Annotated in this window: 11 protein-coding genes; all 11 read left to right on the top strand. The window is 57.5% G+C overall.

Annotation, left to right across the window (positions count from 1 at the left end; translation table 11 throughout):
* Nucleotides 1–57 precede the first annotated feature (57 nt).
* A complete protein-coding gene (locus ACLI4M_RS21575) occupies nt 58–549 on the top strand; it encodes an Hcp family type VI secretion system effector (protein ID WP_099754210.1) in 492 nt (163 codons plus the stop codon).
* 187 nt (nt 550–736) lie between these two features.
* Nucleotides 737–3391: a type VI secretion system ATPase TssH gene (gene tssH, locus ACLI4M_RS21570; RefSeq protein ID WP_133623537.1), complete on the top strand. Its 2655-nt coding sequence runs from the start codon at nt 737–739 to the stop codon at nt 3389–3391.
* Complete coding sequence (locus ACLI4M_RS21565; protein ID WP_133623538.1) at nt 3388–5889, top strand: type VI secretion system Vgr family protein; 2502 nt, start codon at nt 3388–3390, stop codon at nt 5887–5889. The genes tssH and ACLI4M_RS21565 overlap by 4 nt, the downstream gene beginning before the upstream one ends.
* Nucleotides 5890–5949: 60 nt before the next feature.
* Nucleotides 5950–7620 carry a lipase family alpha/beta hydrolase gene (locus ACLI4M_RS21560; protein ID WP_133623539.1) on the top strand — a complete coding sequence of 557 codons (1671 nt, stop codon included), beginning with the start codon at nt 5950–5952 and terminating at the stop codon, nt 7618–7620.
* The gene (locus ACLI4M_RS21555) at nt 7617–8714 is read left to right on the top strand and encodes a T6SS immunity protein Tli4 family protein (RefSeq protein WP_133623540.1); all 1098 of its coding nucleotides are present in this window, start codon (nt 7617–7619) and stop codon (nt 8712–8714) included. Before ACLI4M_RS21560 ends, ACLI4M_RS21555 begins: the two co-directional genes overlap by 4 nt.
* Before the next feature lie 71 nt (nt 8715–8785).
* Nucleotides 8786–9871: a T6SS immunity protein Tli4 family protein gene (locus tag ACLI4M_RS21550; protein ID WP_133623541.1), complete on the top strand. Its 1086-nt coding sequence runs from the start codon at nt 8786–8788 to the stop codon at nt 9869–9871.
* Between the two features lie 72 nt (nt 9872–9943).
* A complete protein-coding gene (locus tag ACLI4M_RS21545) occupies nt 9944–11029 on the top strand; it encodes a T6SS immunity protein Tli4 family protein (protein WP_133623542.1) in 1086 nt (361 codons plus the stop codon).
* Nucleotides 11030–11159: 130 nt separating this feature from the next.
* Nucleotides 11160–11435 (top strand): PAAR domain-containing protein, encoded by a 276-nt coding sequence (locus ACLI4M_RS21540; protein ID WP_133623543.1) that lies wholly within the window; start codon nt 11160–11162, stop codon nt 11433–11435.
* Between the two features lie 125 nt (nt 11436–11560).
* The gene (locus ACLI4M_RS21535) at nt 11561–12685 is read left to right on the top strand and encodes a hypothetical protein (protein ID WP_133623544.1); all 1125 of its coding nucleotides are present in this window, start codon (nt 11561–11563) and stop codon (nt 12683–12685) included.
* Nucleotides 12682–16095: an ImcF-related family protein gene (locus ACLI4M_RS21530; RefSeq protein ID WP_133623545.1), complete on the top strand. Its 3414-nt coding sequence runs from the start codon at nt 12682–12684 to the stop codon at nt 16093–16095. The genes ACLI4M_RS21535 and ACLI4M_RS21530 overlap by 4 nt, the downstream gene beginning before the upstream one ends.
* Nucleotides 16092–17687, top strand: a complete 1596-nt coding sequence (gene tssA, locus ACLI4M_RS21525) for a type VI secretion system protein TssA (RefSeq protein ID WP_133623546.1) — start codon at nt 16092–16094, stop codon at nt 17685–17687. The genes ACLI4M_RS21530 and tssA overlap by 4 nt, the downstream gene beginning before the upstream one ends.
* Nucleotides 17688–17710: the final 23 nt, after the last annotated feature.

Genomic DNA, 17710 nt, shown 5'->3' with positions numbered 1-17710 from the left:
AGGCAGCCAACAAAGAGGCAGCGCGAATTATGACGGGATTAAAAGGAGAAGTAACACATGGCAATACCAGTATATCTGTGGCTGAAGGACGACGGCGGTGCGGACATCAAAGGTTCCGTGGATGTGAAAGATCGTGAAGGCAGCATCGAAGTGGTGGCGCAGGAACATAACCTGTACATCCCGACCGATAACAACACCGGCAAGCTGACCGGTACCCGCGTGCACACGCCGTTCATGTTTACCAAGGAGATCGACTCCTCCAGCCCGTATCTCTACAAGGCGGTGACCACCGGTCAGACCCTGAAATCTGCCGAGTTCAAGTGGTACAAAATTAACGACGCCGGTCAGGAGGTGGAGTACTTCAACACCAAACTTGAGAACGTCAAGCTGGTGAAGGTCGCGCCGAAAATGCACGACATCAAGGACCCGTCCAAAGAGAAGCACAACCATCTGGAAGAGATTGAGCTGCGCTACGAAAAGATCACCTGGACCTACAAAGACGGCAACATCATTCATTCCGATTCATGGAATGAACGCACCACCGCTTGATAACTCACGGCAGGCGGTTCGCCGCCTGCCGTTTTGTTTGCTGAGCCGCTACCCGCGTGGCGGCTCAGCAAACAACCCGACAACCTGCTGCCTTTTGACCTGATGCGCTTCGGGTTCCTGACTGAAAGGAACAGCGACGGGCGGTAGCGTGTCCGAACCTGATTAACTACGGAAGAGAGAACCCGATATGGAAAACCAGTCAGCCGTCCTGCTACGTCGCTTAAACCCGTTCTGCGCCCGCGCGCTGGAGGCCGCCGCCTCGCTGTGCCTGACCCGCGCCCACAGTGAAATCCGCATTGAGCACTGGCTACTCAAGCTGCTGGAGCAGGGCGAGGGCGACATCACCGTGCTGGCGCGCCGCTACGAGTGGGACATGGACGGCATCTGGCAGGCGTTGCTGTGTTGGCTGGACAACGTGCCGCGCTCGGTGCGCACCCGCCCGCAGCTCGCCGACTCCCTGCTGGCGCTGATTAAGCAGGCCTGGCTGATTGCCTCGCTGGAGGATGACGATGCCCACATCCGCAGCCATCACCTGCTGGCGGCACTGACCGACAAGCCGTCGCTGGTCGGCTGCGAAGGGCTGTGGCCACTGCTGAGCCTGACGCGCCCCCAGCTGGAGCGCCTGCGCCCGCTGCTGGACGCGCAGTCCGACGAGCGCCCGGAAGTGCAGCAGCAGGAGAGCCTGAGCCAGGCTCCATCAACCCTGGGCGAGGTGGATACGCAGGTCACCCCGGCCGACGGCAGCGCGCTGAGCGAGGCGCTGCAGGCCGCGCTGGATAAATTCACCCTCGACGTCACCGCCAAAGCCAGAGCGGGAAGCATCGACCCGGTGTTTGGCCGCGACAGCGAAATCCGCCAGATGGTCGATATCCTCTCGCGCCGCCGCAAGAACAACCCCATTCTGGTCGGCGAACCGGGCGTCGGTAAAACCGCGCTGGTCGAGGGGCTGGCGCTGCGCATTGTGCAGGGCAACGTGCCGGACAGCCTGAAAACCGTTTCGCTACGCACCCTCGACCTCGGTCTTTTGCAGGCCGGGGCGGGCGTGAAGGGCGAATTTGAGCAGCGCCTGAAAAACGTGATTGAGGCGGTGCAGCAGTCGCCGACCCCGGTGCTGCTGTTTATCGACGAGGCGCACACCATTATCGGCGCGGGCAACCAGGCTGGCGGGGCCGACGCCGCCAACCTGCTGAAACCGGCGCTGGCGCGCGGCGAACTGCGCACCATCGCCGCCACCACCTGGAGCGAGTACAAGCAGTACTTCGAGAAGGACGCCGCGCTGGAGCGCCGCTTCCAGATGGTGAAAGTCGACGAGCCGGACGATGAGACTGCCTGCCTGATGCTGCGCGGCCTGAAGTCGCGCTACGCGCAGCACCACGGCGTACACATCAGCGACGACGCCGTAAAAGCGGCGGTGACCCTGTCGCGCCGCTACCTGACGGGCCGCCAGCTGCCGGATAAGGCGGTCGACCTGCTGGACACCGCCGCCGCGCGCGTGCGCATGAGCCTCGACACCGTGCCGGAGGCCATCACCCTGCTGAACGCGCGCGTTACCGCGCTGACGCTGGAGGAGCAGGCCCTGCGCGATGACATGGCCGCGGGCAGCGATAAGCACGACGAGCGCCTCGCCGCCATCGCCACTATCTGCAGCGAGCTGGAAGGCCAGCGCGCGCAGCAGGAAGCGCATTTTGCCGCGCAGCAGGAAGTGGCGCAGCAGCTGATAAGCAGCCGCCAGAACCAGCAGCCGCAGGCGCAGATTGCCGCCGTTCAGCAGCAGCTTGCGGCGCTGCAGCAGCAGGACGCGCTGATTCAGGTCGACGTCGATGCCCGCACCGTTGCCAACGTGATTGCCGACTGGACCGGGGTGCCGCTCTCCTCACTGATGAAGGACGAGCAGAGCGAGCTGCTGAGCCTTGAGGAGGAAATCGGCAGGCGCGTGGTCGGCCAGGACGCCGCGCTCAGCGCCATCGCCCGGCGCCTGCGCGCCGCCAAAACCGGCCTGACCGCTGAGAACGGGCCGCAGGGGGTGTTCCTGCTGGTCGGCCCGAGCGGCACCGGCAAAACCGAGAGCGCGCTGGCACTGGCGGACGTGCTGTACGGCGGTGAGAGGTCGCTGATAACCATTAACCTCTCCGAATACCAGGAGGCGCACACCGTCTCGCAGCTGAAGGGCTCGCCGCCGGGCTACGTCGGCTACGGGCAGGGCGGCATCCTCACCGAGGCGGTGCGCAAGCGCCCTTACAGCGTGGTGCTGCTCGACGAGGTCGAGAAGGCGCACCGCGACGTGCTGAACCTGTTCTACCAGGTGTTTGACCGCGGTTTTATGCGCGACGGCGAGGGGCGCGAAATCGATTTTCGCAACACCCTGATCCTGATGACCTCCAACCTCGGCAGCGACGCCATCATGCAGCTGCTGGAGCAGCAGCCGCAAGCCACGGAAGCGGACCTGCAGGAGTTGCTGCGCCCGACGCTGCGCGACCACTTCCAGCCCGCGCTGCTGGCGCGCTTTCAGACGGTGATTTACCGCCCGCTGACCGAAGAAGCGATGCGCACCATCGTTGGCATGAAGCTCAACCAGGTGAGCCAGCGCCTGGCGCGCCACTACGGCCTGAAAACCACCGTGGGCGACGGCCTGTCAGCGGCGCTGACCGCCGCCTGCCTGCTGCCGGACACCGGGGCGCGCAACGTCGACAGCCTGCTGAACCAGCAGATCCTGCCGGTGCTGAGCCAGCAGCTGCTGCTGCAGATGGCGGCAAAACAGAAGCCGCAGCAGCTGACGCTCGACTGGCACGACGAGGAAGGCATCGTGCTGGAATTTGCTAACACAGAGGAAAGTGAATCATGAGCAAAAATCCGATCTCTTTTTTCAGCCATAGTCACCACCTGCTGGCGGTGCGTGACTGTCAGTCCCGGCCCGACGTGCTGGCGTTTAAGGGGGAGGAGCGCCTGAGCGAGCCGTTCCGCTGGCGCATTGAGTTCACCAGCGCCGACCATGCCATCACCCGCGAGGCGATGCTGATGAAAGCGGCCTCGCTGACCCTGCAGGCCCCGGTTGACCAGGGCTGGGGCATTAAGATCCAGCAGCCGGTGCGCGTGGTGCAGGGCGTGGTGACCGGCTTTGAGCGCCTCAGCACCAGCGCCGACCAGACCCACTACGCCGTCACCCTGCAGCCCCGCCTGGCGCTGCTGTCGCGCAGCCGTCAGAACGCCATCTACCAGGATATGTCGGTGCCGCAGATTGTGGAAAAAATCCTGCGCGAGCGCCACGGGATGCGCGGGCAGGACTTTGTTTTCACCCTCAACAACGCGTACCCGCGCCGCGAGCAGGTGATGCAGTACGGCGAGGACGACCTGGCGTTTATTACCCGCCTGCTGGGCGAGGTCGGCATCTGGTTCCGCTTCACCACCGACACCCGCCTGCACATCGACGTGGTGGAGTTTTACGACGGCAGGCAGGGCCATGTGCAGGGGCTGACGCTGCCCGCCGTGCCGCCTTCCGGCATGCACGACGCGGCCAGCGACTCGGTGTGGGACCTCGCCAGCCGCTTTGCGGTGGTGGAGAAAAGCGTCAGCGGGCGCGACTACAACTACCGCAACGCCCTCGAAGATATGAACGTGCAGGCCGACGTCACCGGCGGCGACGACACCACCTACGGTGAGTCCTATCGCTGGGCGGACAACTACCTGACGCCGGGCGACGGCTACAGCCATAACCCGGCCCCGGAGAGCGGCGCGTTCTATGCCCGCCTGCGCCACGAACGCTACCTGAACGGCCAGACGCGGGTGGCGGCAGTGACCAGCTGCCCGGCGCTGGCCCCCGGCAGTGAGCTGAAGGTCAGCGGCGGGGAGGATGTCAGTGAGGTATTCCAGAGCGGCGTGCTGGTCACCGCCATCGTCAGCACCGCGCGGCGCGACCGCAGCTTTGAAACCGCCTTTGACGGCATCCCGCTCAACAGCCGCTACGGCTTCCGCCCGGTGCCGCTGCCGCACCCGGTGATGGCGGGAACCCTGCCGGCGCGCGTCACCAGTACCACGGTGAACGATGCCTACGGCCATATTGACCGCGACGGGCGCTATCGCGTCAACATGCTGTTTGACCGCGCGGGCTGGGAAACCGGCTTTGAAAGCCTGTGGGTACGCCAGGCGCGCCCCTATGCGGGCGACACCTACGGCCTGCACCTGCCGCTGCTGGCTGGGACTGAGGTGGCGATAGCCTTTGAGCACGGCAACCCGGACCGCCCGTACATTGCCGGGGTGCTGCACGACTCGGCGCACGGCGACCACGTCACCATCCGCAACTACAAGCGCAACGTGCTGCGCACGCCGAAGAACAATAAGCTGCGCCTCGACGATACGGCGGGCCAGGAGCATATCAAGCTCAGCACCGAGTACGGCGGCAAAAGCCAGCTGAATCTCGGCCACCTGGTGGACAGCGAGAAGCAGAAGCGCGGCGAAGGGTTCGAGCTGCGCAGCGACAGCTGGGGCAGCCTCCGTGCGGAGAAAGGACTGTTTATCACCGCCGACGGCCAGCAGAAGGCACAGGGGCAGCAGCTGGAGATGCAGGCTGCGCTTGGTCAGTTACAGCAGGCGCTGTCGCAGGCAGAAGCATTAAGCAGCGCGGTGGAAACGGCCAAGGCTGAACTGGCAGATATCCAGTCACAGAAAGCCCTGCTGGCAGAGAGCCTGACCGAGTTGAAGAAATCGGCACTGTTGCTGAGCGCCCCGGCGGGTATTGCTCAGGCCACCCCGGCCAGTCTGCAGCTCGCGGCGGGGGAAAATATCATCAGCACCAGCGGTAAAAACACTGATTTTAGCGTAGTCAAGAAATTCACCGTGGCGGCGGGGGATGCGATCAGTCTGTTTGCCAACAAGCTGGGGATAAAACTCTTTGCCAGCCGGGGGAAAATAGAAATCCAGGCTCAGAGTGATGAGATGACGCTGGATGCGCTGAAGGATATTCGTATTTCCAGCAGCGAAGGAAAACTGTTTATCAGTGCCAAACAGGAAATCATTTTAAGCAGCGGTGGCGGATATATTCGCATCGCGGGTGGCTCTATAGAGTGCGGTGCACCCGATAACATCATTCAGCGTGCAGCGGTGTGGCAAAAGTTCGGCGGGCAAAGTATCAACGTGGCGGCTCAGCAGTGGAGCACCAGTGATTTTGCAGTAACGCCCAGGGTGCTGCGCCTGTCAGACCGCTCTCCCGTGGCGGGCCAGCAGTTAACGTTTAAAAATGGCGACGGCATACAGCAAACCCTGGCAACCTCAGGCTTGGGCGAAACGGCAACGCAGAATAATGTCGACATTGACTCACACAGCGCGACTTTGCCGAAAAAAAGCTAAAGGGAAGGCGCCAGTGAACGTAACGATTAAGTCAGCACCTGAACAAAAAGGATGGAACGAATGGCGGAACAAAAACCAGCGGGAAGCGGTGACGGTCAGCATGTGACCTACATACTGCCGGAGTGGGATCAGCACGGGCTCGTCAACTGGCACGGTATCCAGAACCAGAAAAAATCATTGAATGCCAGGGCGGTGCTGCTGCAGCCACCGATTAAGGTTATCCCGGTTATTTTTCTCCCTGGCGTGATGGGGACGAATCTGATGTCGAGCCAGGGTGATCAGCCAGAGGCTATCTGGCGCGGCGACAGTCAGGTGGGGGTGTATTGGGAATGGGCATCGAAAAATGGAGATAATCGACGAGAGTTGCTCAACCCGGATACTACAAAGGTGGATAACCGTGGCGATATCGACCAAAGTTTCTCTTCACCGTTATCCGATGACGGAAAAATGTTTCCAACCCGCAGCGAACGCGGCTGGGGCGAGATTTTATCCTTCAGCTACGGCAAGTTTTTAAGCGTCTTCCAAGGGGCACTGCTGGATGACTGGCAGCAGGACCTGGTGAATTACGCCACGCCCGCCCGGGGGAAAGGCGGCGTGTTAAGCCAGCTGGTGGGCAGGCCGCTGTCGCAGGATAAAGTAGACGAGATTAGTGGCGAATCCGTAATGACTCAGCAGGAGCTTGATCACTTCCGAAATTTTTTATTGCCGCTCCATGTCTACGGCTATAACTGGCTGCAGGATAATAAAACCTCGGCCGAAGGGCTGGTTAACTATATCGACGAGGTGATTGACCTCTACAAACATGAGCACTCTCACGGCATGGCGTTTCCCGCCGGGCAGGAGAAAGTCATCATCGTCACCCATTCGATGGGGGGGCTGGTAGCGCGCTATGCCTCGCAGATTTCAGGGGCTAAGGATAAAATCCTTGGCATTGTGCACGGCGTTATCCCTGACCTCGGTTCCCCGGCGGCGTACCGCCGTATGAAAGTCGGCGCGGGGCAGGAGGGGATGGCGGGAACGGTGCTGGGCAAAACGGCGCAGGAGCTGATGCCAGTGTTAGCCCGTGCCCCGGCACCGCTGCAGCTGCTGCCCTCTGCTAAATACCTCGGTGGCGCGCCATGGTTGACGGTGGAGGGGGGCAGTGAGGATGGCAGCGATCTCAAACTGCCAAAGGCCCGGGACCCGTTTGGCGAAATCTACCTCAATGAAACCCTGTGGTACCGACTGTATGAGGCCGATATTATCGATAAGAATGCGGCGGTGATTAAACGCAACTGGAATGCCTATCGCGAATTGGTAGATGACAGTGTTCGTCAGTTTATTACCCAGTTGGATAAATGGGGATATCACCCTAATACCTATGCATTTTATGGTCATAAAATTGACTCCGACGGAAAGCTAAGCTGGAAAAAAACATCCCGAACTTTCCCGAAAAACATGCATGAGAGTGACAGGAAACTGCCAAACAACTACCGTGAGGTTCCGCTGCCGTTTCATCGCTCTCAGCTTTATCACGTCGTGTCATCCAACACCCCGGGCGACGGTACGGTGCCGGTGGAGTCACTGAACACTATACTTCATAGCAGCAGTATCAAAAGCGTGCTGGCAACCAATGTTGACCATCAGAAAGCCTATGACGTCAGCAGCCTGAAAGATATCTCTAAACGACCGGCCCTGCAATTTACCCTGCGGGCGATTGTGAAAATGGTGCAGGAGGTCCCGGTTCCATGAAATCTGTCCAGAAATTTACTTTGTTAGCGCTGCTGGCCAGCAGCATGCTGCTTGCTACCCCGACCCTGGCCGCTACATTACCGCCTATCACGCAGAAGGAGAGTGCTGTGATCAACACCCTGTTTGCCGAAACCAAACCGCAGTGCATCGGGCGCTATATCATTGATGTGCCGCAGTCATTTAACAACCAGCTGCACGATATGATTTTTATCGATGACTTTAAAATCAGCAGCAAGTGGGTCTATCCGCCAGCCTTTCAGCAGCGGGTAAGGCTTAGGGAGCAGGAATTACGAGATTCGATTAATAAGCCCGGGAACGATCCGCAAAACGGCCCGTTTATAAAAGAGAAAATCCTGCTTCCTGAAGGTAAAGGTGTGATATTTGATAGCAACAGACCAGGCTCAGATGACCTTTATCGAAGGCTGGAAGCTCATGTTTACGTTAACATGGTTGCATTTATAATTACGGCAGATATTCGAGATTTTTCGGCACCGAAATACAAGGAAAGGAAAGCTGAATATCTTAAAACTACAACGGAAGATCAAACAAACACCAAACCCGCCAAGCTGGCCGCACTGCAGTCGTTGATCTCACGCTTAAGTGGCCGAAAGGATGAGGAAATTCCGAGGGGGAAAGGGGTGTGTATTCCGAACGGGTTTATCAGGGATGATGGCGCTAAGCACATAGAAAAAATCACCTTCCGATATGTCAATGAGGATTTGAGTTTTGGTCTTTATACAAATAGTGAATATTTGGGGTCGGATGACACACTGTTTAATCGCAGCGCGCAAATCAATGAAGCGCTCAAAACATCAAATAAATATAGCATAAAGAAAATGACGCTTACTCCTGGCGGTATTCCTTCCGAGGTATGGCTGTTCGGTGGAAATCAGACGATTACAGATCCAGTGACCAATGAAGATGAAAAGAATACCTTTTATAGATTTATGCTTAATGCAAATGAACGGGATGCCACACCTGAGAAACCCAGCATCAATATTAGTCTTAGCAGTGAGTACCTGAAAACGCAATACAGCGAAGCACAGATGATTGAAATCTGGGGCCGGCTGGTTAATTCACTTCGTTACAAATAACGAATTGAGTCGCTTATGGCTCTTCGGTTTTCCTGGGAGCCACTGTTTGAAACGGTGCAAGGATGCTTATCATGAAAATTTTCCATTACTGCGTTGCGCTATCGCTGGCCTGCCTCATATCTTTTACTCAAGCTATAGCCGTCCCGTCACCGATTAACGACAGTGCGGTGATCAACACCCTGTTTGCCGAAACCAAACCCCAGTGCATCGGGCGTTATATCATTGATGTGCCGCAGTCATTTAACAACCAGCTGCGCGATATGATTTTTATCGATGACTTCAAAATTAGCAGCAAATGGATCTACCCACCGGCCTTCCAGCAGCGGATAAGGCTGAGAGAGCAGGAACTGCGGGACGCGATTAATAAACCGGAAAACGAACCGGAAGACGCCCCGTATTTAAAGGAAGTCATTACCTTACCTGATGGTCGGGGTGTGATTTATGATCATAATGAATCGGATACTCCTGATATTTACCGCCAGCTTGAGGCTCATGTTTATGTCAACTATGTGGCCTTTGTGATAACTGCGGAATTTCGTGATTTTTCAGGTGAAAAAAATAAAGAAAAGAAAGCCAGATATATAGCCAGGGGGTTTACCGAGGCCGATGCAAACACTAAGCCCGCTAAGCTGGCTGCGCTGCAATCGTTGATTTCGCGCTTAAGTGGCCGAAAGGATGAGGAAATTCCGAGGGGAAAAGGGGTGTGTATTCCTAACGGGTTTATCAGGGATGATAGCGCTAAGCACATTGAAAAAATCACCTTCCGATATGTCAATGAGGACTTGAGTTTTGGTCTTTATACAAATAGCGAATTCATGGGTTCAGATGACACTCTGTTTAACCGCAGTGCGCAAATTAATGAAGCGCTGAAAACCTCTAATGAGTACAGCATTAAAAAAGAGGCGCGGACCATTAATGGTATTGCCACTGAAATGTGGCTGTTTGGTGGTACTCAAAATCTCAGGAATTCGGTAAGCAACGAAGTTGAAAAGAACACTTTCTATGATTTTGATCTTTATGCTAATGAGCGGGATGCCACTCCTGAAAAACCCAACCTTAATATTGGCCTCAGCAGCGAGTATCTAAGAACGCAATACAGCGAAGCGCAGATGATTGAAATCTGGAACCGGCTGGTCAATTCACTGCGCTACAAATAACTAATTGAGTTGCTTATGGCTCTCCGGTTTTCCTGGGAGCCACTGTTTAAAAGCAATGCAAGGATGCTTATCATGAAAATTTTCCATTACTGCGTTGCGCTATCGCTGGCCTGCCTAATGTCTGTTGCCCAAGCTATAGCCGTCCGGTCACCGATGAATGACAGTGCGGTGATCAACACCCTGTTTGCCGAGACCAAACCGCAGTGCATCGGGCGCTATATCATTGATGTGCCGCAGTCATTTAACAACCAGCTGCACGATATGGTTTTTATCGATGACTTTAAAATCAGCAGCAAGTGGATCTACCCGCCGGCCTTTCAGCAGCGGATACGGCTGAGGGAACAGGAATTACGAGGTTCCATTAATAAGCCCGGAAATGACCCGCAAAACACCCCGTTTATAAAAGAGAAAATCCTGCTTCCTGAAGGTAAAGGTGTTATTTTTGACAGGAATATTTCAGGAGAGGACGATCTTGGTAGAGTCTTAGAGGCCCACATATATGTTAATATGACGGCTTTTACCATCACGACTGAAATACTTGATTTGTCAGATCCTAAGTATGTGGAAAGAAAAAAAACATATGTTAAGGCAGGTTTTACTGAGTCACAGATGAATGAAAAACCCGCTAAGCTGGCAGCGTTGCAATCGTTGATTTCGCGCTTAAGTGGCCGAAAGGATGAGGAAATTCCGAGGGGGAAAGGGGTATGCATTCCGAATGGGTTTATCAGGGATGATGGTCTATATCATAAGGAAAAAGTAACATTCAGTTATAAGAATGATGATTTTGTATTCGGTGTATTCACAAATAATACTTATAAAGGTTCAAGTGACACCCTCTTTAATCGCAGCGCTGAAATTGAAAAATATCTCAATTTAGACAGTCAATACACGATAAAAAAATACAAACTCTCACCGGGTGGCATATCCTCCCAGGCATGGTTGTCTGCCGGCAAGCAAAATATTATTGATACAGAGACAAAAGGGAAGGTTGTTTTCCCGAACTATGAATTTGATCTATATGCTAACGAAGCCGATGCTAGCCCAGACAAACCGTGGCTAACCATAGGTATAGCCAACGAAAGCTTGAAAACGCAATACAGCGAAGCACAGATGATTGAAATCTGGGACCGGCTGGTCAATTCACTGCGCTATAAATGACCGCTTATAACCCATCTGTTCTCGTAAGTAGTCCGTTATTTTTATAAGGCTATGAAGTATTTAATGGCAAAGACTTTAAGTATGCATGGTATTGCCATGCTAATTTCACTTGTTAAAGTAAGGAAGCATAATGAGCGGAGGGTATTTTTTGAGAATAGGTGATGCCACCACCTGTGGCGGCAAGGTTTTAACGGGTGACTCCACTTTTTTATGGGATGGTATCGCTACAGCAAGGGCAGGAGATATGGTCTCATGCGGCAACCACGCCGGTACATATAAAATATTAGGCGGCGTAGATGGCTCGTTTGACGAGGGAGTAACACTGGCTGGTACACTTGAGAGTTATAGTTCCTGTCCTTGCCGCGCGCGAATTATTCCATCGATTCTGGACTGCTATTCTAAATGAGTATTTAATCTACCTGGTATTTTTGTTTTTTTAATCTGATAAATAACAATGCGTGATGAAAAACAACGCCACTGGCTTTGTGTTTTTCATTGTAATGGTAATACATTAAAATGGAATGATTTAATATGGCATGGCCAATACCTGATATTCCAGAAAAGCAAGCGCTGTCAAGACCGAAACTTAGGTTGTGGGTGCTCGCATTAATTATTATGCTGGCAGCAGGCTTTCTCTTGAGTATCTGGATGCTGAAAATAACGGATTATATTAACGCTTTGCTGTATGGCATTCTTCCTGCGTTTTTACTTTGGCTATGTACGTTCGGTGTTGTGTTTAATCGCTATGAGCAGTCAGTGGCTGCCAGCCTCAGTTGGAATGTCGAGAAAGAGCGGACTAAGGACGAATGGCGAAATTGGAGTCGTCGGCAGCTTGCAGTTGTGGGAAACGTTCTGTTTTCTCCTGAAGAGAAAGGCATGAAAGCGCTGCTGGCAGACTTCAAAGATGTTCCTGCCTGTCCCCAAAGAGCACGTCCACTATTCGACCCCTTGTATGATTATCCCTCGCTAATGAAAAAGTTAGATCTACAACTTGAAAAGCAATGTCCTCACTATCGTTATTTATTGCATTCTATTTATGTTATGCAAGATGCAGGGAAGTTAGTTAAAAAGAGCAAGGAGGCTATTTTTAAACAGTGGGACTTGGTTCCTGAAATAACAGACTCTATCGCACCAATCCACTCTTTCTATGATTCTAATGAAACTGACGGTTTTATTTTGATGCTCTGCCTGCAGGACTGGCCGGCACTTGCTCCTGGGCAGGCGAGTGAGTTTATTTCAGCCCAGTTGATCGCTTCTCCTGACTTTGCCCGCCAGCAGGCTTTTCCGGTTATTGCTGCTTTGAATCGCATAATGCCGCTGGAACCTGGGGGATTCACTGGCGATCTAAACATGTTTTTTGAATATAGCGGTGCTGATAAACAGAGTCTTGAATACATCTGGCTCTCTGGTAACCCAGTAAAAACAACTGCAGATATTATGCAATATGCAACAGATAACAACTGGTCATTACCTGAAGACAGGCCGCTACACTCAATTGACTTTTCATTTGGCCCCCCGGGAGAGATGGCCATTCCACTCTCTTTGGCAATGATGGTTGAAGCTGCAAATGAAACTGACAAAGACCAGCTACTTATTTACCAAACACCACAACAAACAGGAGCGCTCTGTCTGATTACCCGGGAGCTTTATACATGATGGAACAAAAAAATCAGTCAGTCGCACGTTATGGCTCATGGGGATATTTCCTTTTAATTGTTGGGCTTGCGGGGATCAGTGCATTACTGCTTTATATCAATCGGGATGTGTTAGCGAGTGCAGGGATGTCACCTCATACGGTGTGGGCAGTTTGGGCCACGATATTTGCTATTTTACTCTTTGGTCTGATTGGCTCCCCGCTGTGGTGGCGCTGGAAGCAAAGGAAAAACCAGCAGATTTACAAACCCCATTTAGTCAGGAAAGCTACAAAATCATCTTTATTGAATACTTTCGGCACGGGTATAGATTTATCCCGTCTAAAAAAACACCTCCATTCCCGCTACCACCTGCTCTGGCGCTACAAGGTGCGCCTGCTTTTGGTGGTCGGCGACGATGCCGCGCGCGCCGCGCTGGTCCCCGGGCTGCAGGAGCAGCAGTGGCTGGAAGGGCAGCGCACCGTGCTGATTGACGGCGGCAGCCTGAGCGCACCGCCGGACGACGACAAATTAGCCGCGCTGCGCCAGCTGCGCCGCGGCCGCCCGCTGGACGGCATTGTCTGGGTGCTGGCAGACGGCCAGCTGCTGACCCCGCAGATGCAGGATAACGGCCTGCGCAGCCTGGAGAACATCTCGCAGGCCCTGCGCTGGCAGCCCCCGGTGTGGCTGTGGCAGCTGCGCGGCAGCGAGTGGCCGCAGGATGGGCGCGAGCAGCAGACGGTCGGCGCGCTGTTTTCCGCGCGCGCGCGGCCGGAAGAGGTCAGCCAGCAGCTCGACAGCCTGGTTCCGCAGCTGCGTGAGCAGGGCATGGCGCAGATTGCGCAAAACCTCTCCCATGACTTCCTGCTGCGGCTGGGCAGCGAGCTGGAGCAGGGCGCAAGCCTGCAGTGGCAGCAGCGCCTGAGCCGCTGGCTGACCACCCGGCAGGCGCGCATTCCGCTGCGCGGCCTGATGTTCAGCCTGCCCTGCGGCGCTCAGGTCTCCGCCAGCCACGACCATGCGCTGACCCTCTCCAGCAGCTGGGACGGCATCGTGGCTGCCTGCCGCCGTTTGTCCGGCCGCCGCGTCGGCATGCCGTGGCAGCAGACGCTGGCCTGGGCGCTGATGGCGCTTATCGGCCTGTGGGGCGCGGGGCTGCTGCTCTCCTTCGCGCTTAACCGCAGCCAGATTGTCAGCGTGGCGCAGAAGGCGCGCGCGCTGGTGCAGGCTCCGGCGGTGTCCGACCGCCAGCTTACCGAGCTGCACGCGCTGCGCAACGACGCCGGGCTGCTTAAACACCGCCATCAGGACGGCTCGCCGTGGTACCAGCGCTTCGGCCTTGACCACAATACGCCGCTGCTGGAGGCGATGATGCCGTGGTACGGCGTGGCGAATAACCGCCTGCTGCGCGACCCGGCCAGCGCCGCGCTGCAGCAGCAGCTGAGCGCGCTGGCCGACCTGCCGCCCAACAGCCCGCAGCGTGCAGAGCGCGCCAGGCCGGGCTATGACCAGCTGAAGGCGTGGCTGATGATGGCGCGCACGGATAAGGTCGACAGCGCATTTTACGCGCAGGTGATGAAGACGGTGCAGCCGACACGGGGCGGCATCTCGCCCGGCCTGTGGCAGAGCCTGGCGCCGGACCTTTGGGCGTTTTACATCAGCGAGCTGCCGCACCAGCCGCAGTGGAAGATCACCCCGGACCCGCAGCTGGTCAGCCAGAGCCGCCAGGTGCTGCTGCAGCAGATAGGCCGCCGCAACGCCGAAAGTACCCTGTATGAGAACATGCTGAAATCGGTGCGCCGCAACTTTGCCGACGTCACGCTGGAGGATATGACCGGTGGCACCGACGCGCGCCGCCTGTTCACCACCGATGAGATCGTGCCGGGCATGTTTACCCGCCAGGCGTGGGAGGGCGGCGTGCAGCAGGCGATAGAGACCGCGGCCAAATCGCGCCGCGATGAGATTGACTGGGTGCTGAGCGACAGCCGCCGCAGCGTCTCGGCCGACCTGTCGCCGGAAGCGCTCAGGGAGCGCCTGACGCAGCGCTACTTTACCGACTTTGCCGGCAGCTGGCTCAACTTCCTCAACGGCCTGCGCCTCAACCCGGCGGCCAACATCGCCAACGTCACCGACCAGCTGACGCTGATGAGCGACGTGCGCCAGTCGCCGCTGATTGCGCTGATGAACACCCTGGCGTGGCAGGGGCAGGCGGGTCAGAAGAGCGAGGCGCTGTCGGACTCGCTGATTAAATCGGCGCAGGAGCTGGTGGGCAGCAGCAAAAAGCCGGTGATTGACCAGGGCGCCGCCGGTCCGCAGGGGCCGCTCGACGAGACCTTCGGCCCGCTGCTGACGCTGATGGGCCGCAACAAAGCCGCCAGCGCACTGTCCGGCGACGACAGCCTGAGCCTGCAGACGTACCTGACGCGCATCACCCGCGTGCGCCTGCGCCTGCAGCAGGTGGCGGGCAGCTCGGATCCGCGGGAGATGATGCAGACGCTGGCGCAAACCGTGTTCCAGGGCAAAAGCGTTGACCTGACCGACACCCGCCAGTACGGCAGCCTGATTGCCGCCAGCCTTGGCGAGGAGTGGAGCGGCTTCGGCCAGACGATGTTCGTGCAGCCGCTGACCCAGGCGTGGGAGACGGTGCTGCAGCCGTCCGCCGCCAGCCTGAATGACAAATGGGCGCGCTCGGTGGTGGCGCTGTGGCACGGCGCGTTTGACGGGCGCTACCCGTTTGCCGCCAGTAATAACGACGCCTCGCTGCCGATGCTGGCCGAGTTCCTGCGCAGGGACAGCGGGCGCATCGAGCGCTTCCTCAGCGCGGAGCTGGGCGGCGTGCTGCATAAGGAGGGCAGCCAGTGGGTGCCAGACCGCACCAACAGCCAGGGGCTGACCTTTAACCCGGCGTTTATCAAAGCGCTTAACCAGCTGAGCCAGCTGTCGGACGTGCTGTTCACCGACGGCAGTCAGGGCATCAGCTTTGAGCTGCAGGCGCGCCCGGCGCCGGGGGTGGTGCAGACGCAGCTGACCATTGACGGCCAGCAGCAGAAGTACTTCAACCAGATGGCGGAGTGGCAGACCTTCCGCTGGCCGGGCGACACCTTTAAGCCGGGTACCATGCTGACCTGGAGCACCGCCAGCGCGGGAGCCAGGCTGTTTGGCGACTACAGCGGCACCTGGGGTCTTATCCGCTGGCTGGAGCAGGGCAAGCGTCACCAGCTTGACCGCAGCCAGTGGATGATGAGCTTTAGCGCGCCGGACGGCAGCGTGCTGCAGTGGGTACTGCGCTCCCAACTGGGTAGCGGCCCGCTCCAGCTGCTGCAGCTGCGTAATTTTACGCTGCCGGCAGAGATATTCAGCGTCGATGCCGAAATGGCGGCGCAGGCGCTCTCGGGGAATGATGAGTTACCCGTCACGGAAGGAGGTTCCGAATGACCACGCTGCAAAACTTAGTCACCGCCTGTCACGCAGAAGAAGGCACGTTGATTTCACTGGCGCAGGCGCGGGCGGATGACTGGCGCTCCTGGCTGCTGCCGCTGAGTGACGCGCAGCCGACGGGCGATGAACCCGGCTATGACGATGACTTTCAGCGCATGCGCGAAGAGGTCAACAAGCTCTCAGGCATTGATACCGCGCTGATCTGCCAGCTGGCGGAAAAGCTGCTGACCACGGCCAGCAAGGATCTGCGCGTGGTGACCTTCTACATCTGGGCGCGTCTGCATCAGGACGGCGAGGCCGGGCTGGCGGAAGGGCTGGAGCTGCTGGCCGCGATGCTGCAGCGCTTCGGCATGCAGCTGCACCCACAGCGCGAGCGCAGCCGCACGTCCGCTCTGGAGTGGCTCGGCAGCGGGCGCGTGCTCGACAGCCTGTCGCTCTACCCGGAGGTGGATATGGCCGCCATGCAGCGTATCACCGGCGCGCTGCTGCTGGCGCAGCAGGCGATGCAGCCGTTTGCCGAAGAACACCGTCCGCAGCTCACCGGCCTGTGCGTGGCGCTGGAAAACCGCCTGGCGCAGAGCGGCGGGGCAGACAGCATGGTGCCGCAGACCAGCCGCGATGACGCTGCGCCCGTGGCTGCACCCTCTGCCGCCGCCCCGCTGATGACCGCCGTAAGTTCCGGCCGCGATCTGCTCGACCAGGCGAAAATGCTGGCGGGCTACCTGCGCGACCAGCCCGGCGGCTGGCTGGCCGGGCATCACCTGATGAAAAGCATTCGTTGGGATACGCTGACCGAGCTGCCGCCGCTTGATGCCAGCGGACGCACCCGCCTCGCACCGCCGAAGCCGGATCACCGTGCTCACCTCAAGCGCCTTTACCTGCAGCAGAGCTGGATGGAGCTGCTGGAGCAGGCCGACAGCCTGTATGCCCAGGGCGTCAACCACCTGTGGCTGGACTTACAGTGGTACACCTGGCAGGCGCTGGCGAAGCTGGATGCCGACAGCGCGCGTGCCGATATTCTCTGCCGCGATGTGCAAGGGCTGCTGTCGCGGCTACCGGGTCTGGAGGCGCTGGCGTTTAACGACGGTACGCCATTTGCTGATGAAGTGACGCTGAACTGGATCAATCAGCAGGTGATGGATAACCCGGGCGGCTGGGGGGCGGAGGCGGTGACAGCGGCATCGCAAAGTGATGAAGAGGTGCTGCTGCTGGAGCCGGAGCTGCTGGCGCTGGCCGACAGCGACGGCATTGAAGCCGCGTTTGGCTGGTTACAGTCGCGCCCGGGCATGACTTCGCTGCGCGACCAGTGGCTGATGCGCCTGCTGATGGCGCGGGTGGCGGAGCAGTACGCCCGTCACGATCTGGCGTTCCACCTGCTCGGTGAACTGGACAGCAACGCGCAGGCCCTGACGCTGCAGCACTGGTCGCCAGCCCTGCTGTTTGAGGTGCGGGCGCGGCGGTTAAAGCTGCTGCGCATCAAAGCCTCGCGCAGCGAAACGGACAAAACCCGCATTCAGCCGGAAATGGACGCGCTGCTGAGTGGCTTAATCAGCCTTGACCCGGCGCGTGCGGCGGTACTTTGCAGTTAATGACTTCCTCCGATACACCCCTT

It is taken from the genome of Erwinia sp. LJJL01, assembly GCF_047300805.2.
GTDB classification, from domain to species: Bacteria; Pseudomonadota; Gammaproteobacteria; order Enterobacterales; family Enterobacteriaceae; genus Erwinia; species Erwinia aphidicola.
This window is presented reverse-complemented; position numbering and strand designations above follow the sequence as displayed.

Excerpts from the sequence above, each read along its gene's own strand:
- ACLI4M_RS21560 (WP_133623539.1), top strand. The coding sequence starts at position 5,950 with ATGGCGGAACAAAAACCAGCGGGAAGCGGTGACGGTCAGCATGTGACC.
- ACLI4M_RS21565 (WP_133623538.1), top strand. The coding sequence starts at position 3,388 with ATGAGCAAAAATCCGATCTCTTTTTTCAGCCATAGTCACCACCTGCTG.
- ACLI4M_RS21530 (WP_133623545.1), top strand. The coding sequence starts at position 12,682 with ATGATGGAACAAAAAAATCAGTCAGTCGCACGTTATGGCTCATGGGGA.
- ACLI4M_RS21535 (WP_133623544.1), top strand. The coding sequence starts at position 11,561 with ATGGCATGGCCAATACCTGATATTCCAGAAAAGCAAGCGCTGTCAAGA.
- ACLI4M_RS21550 (WP_133623541.1), top strand. The coding sequence starts at position 8,786 with ATGAAAATTTTCCATTACTGCGTTGCGCTATCGCTGGCCTGCCTCATA.
- ACLI4M_RS21575 (WP_099754210.1), top strand. The coding sequence starts at position 58 with ATGGCAATACCAGTATATCTGTGGCTGAAGGACGACGGCGGTGCGGAC.
- ACLI4M_RS21545 (WP_133623542.1), top strand. The coding sequence starts at position 9,944 with ATGAAAATTTTCCATTACTGCGTTGCGCTATCGCTGGCCTGCCTAATG.
- tssA (WP_133623546.1), top strand. The coding sequence starts at position 16,092 with ATGACCACGCTGCAAAACTTAGTCACCGCCTGTCACGCAGAAGAAGGC.
- ACLI4M_RS21540 (WP_133623543.1), top strand. The coding sequence starts at position 11,160 with ATGAGCGGAGGGTATTTTTTGAGAATAGGTGATGCCACCACCTGTGGC.
- ACLI4M_RS21555 (WP_133623540.1), top strand. The coding sequence starts at position 7,617 with ATGAAATCTGTCCAGAAATTTACTTTGTTAGCGCTGCTGGCCAGCAGC.
- tssH (WP_133623537.1), top strand. The coding sequence starts at position 737 with ATGGAAAACCAGTCAGCCGTCCTGCTACGTCGCTTAAACCCGTTCTGC.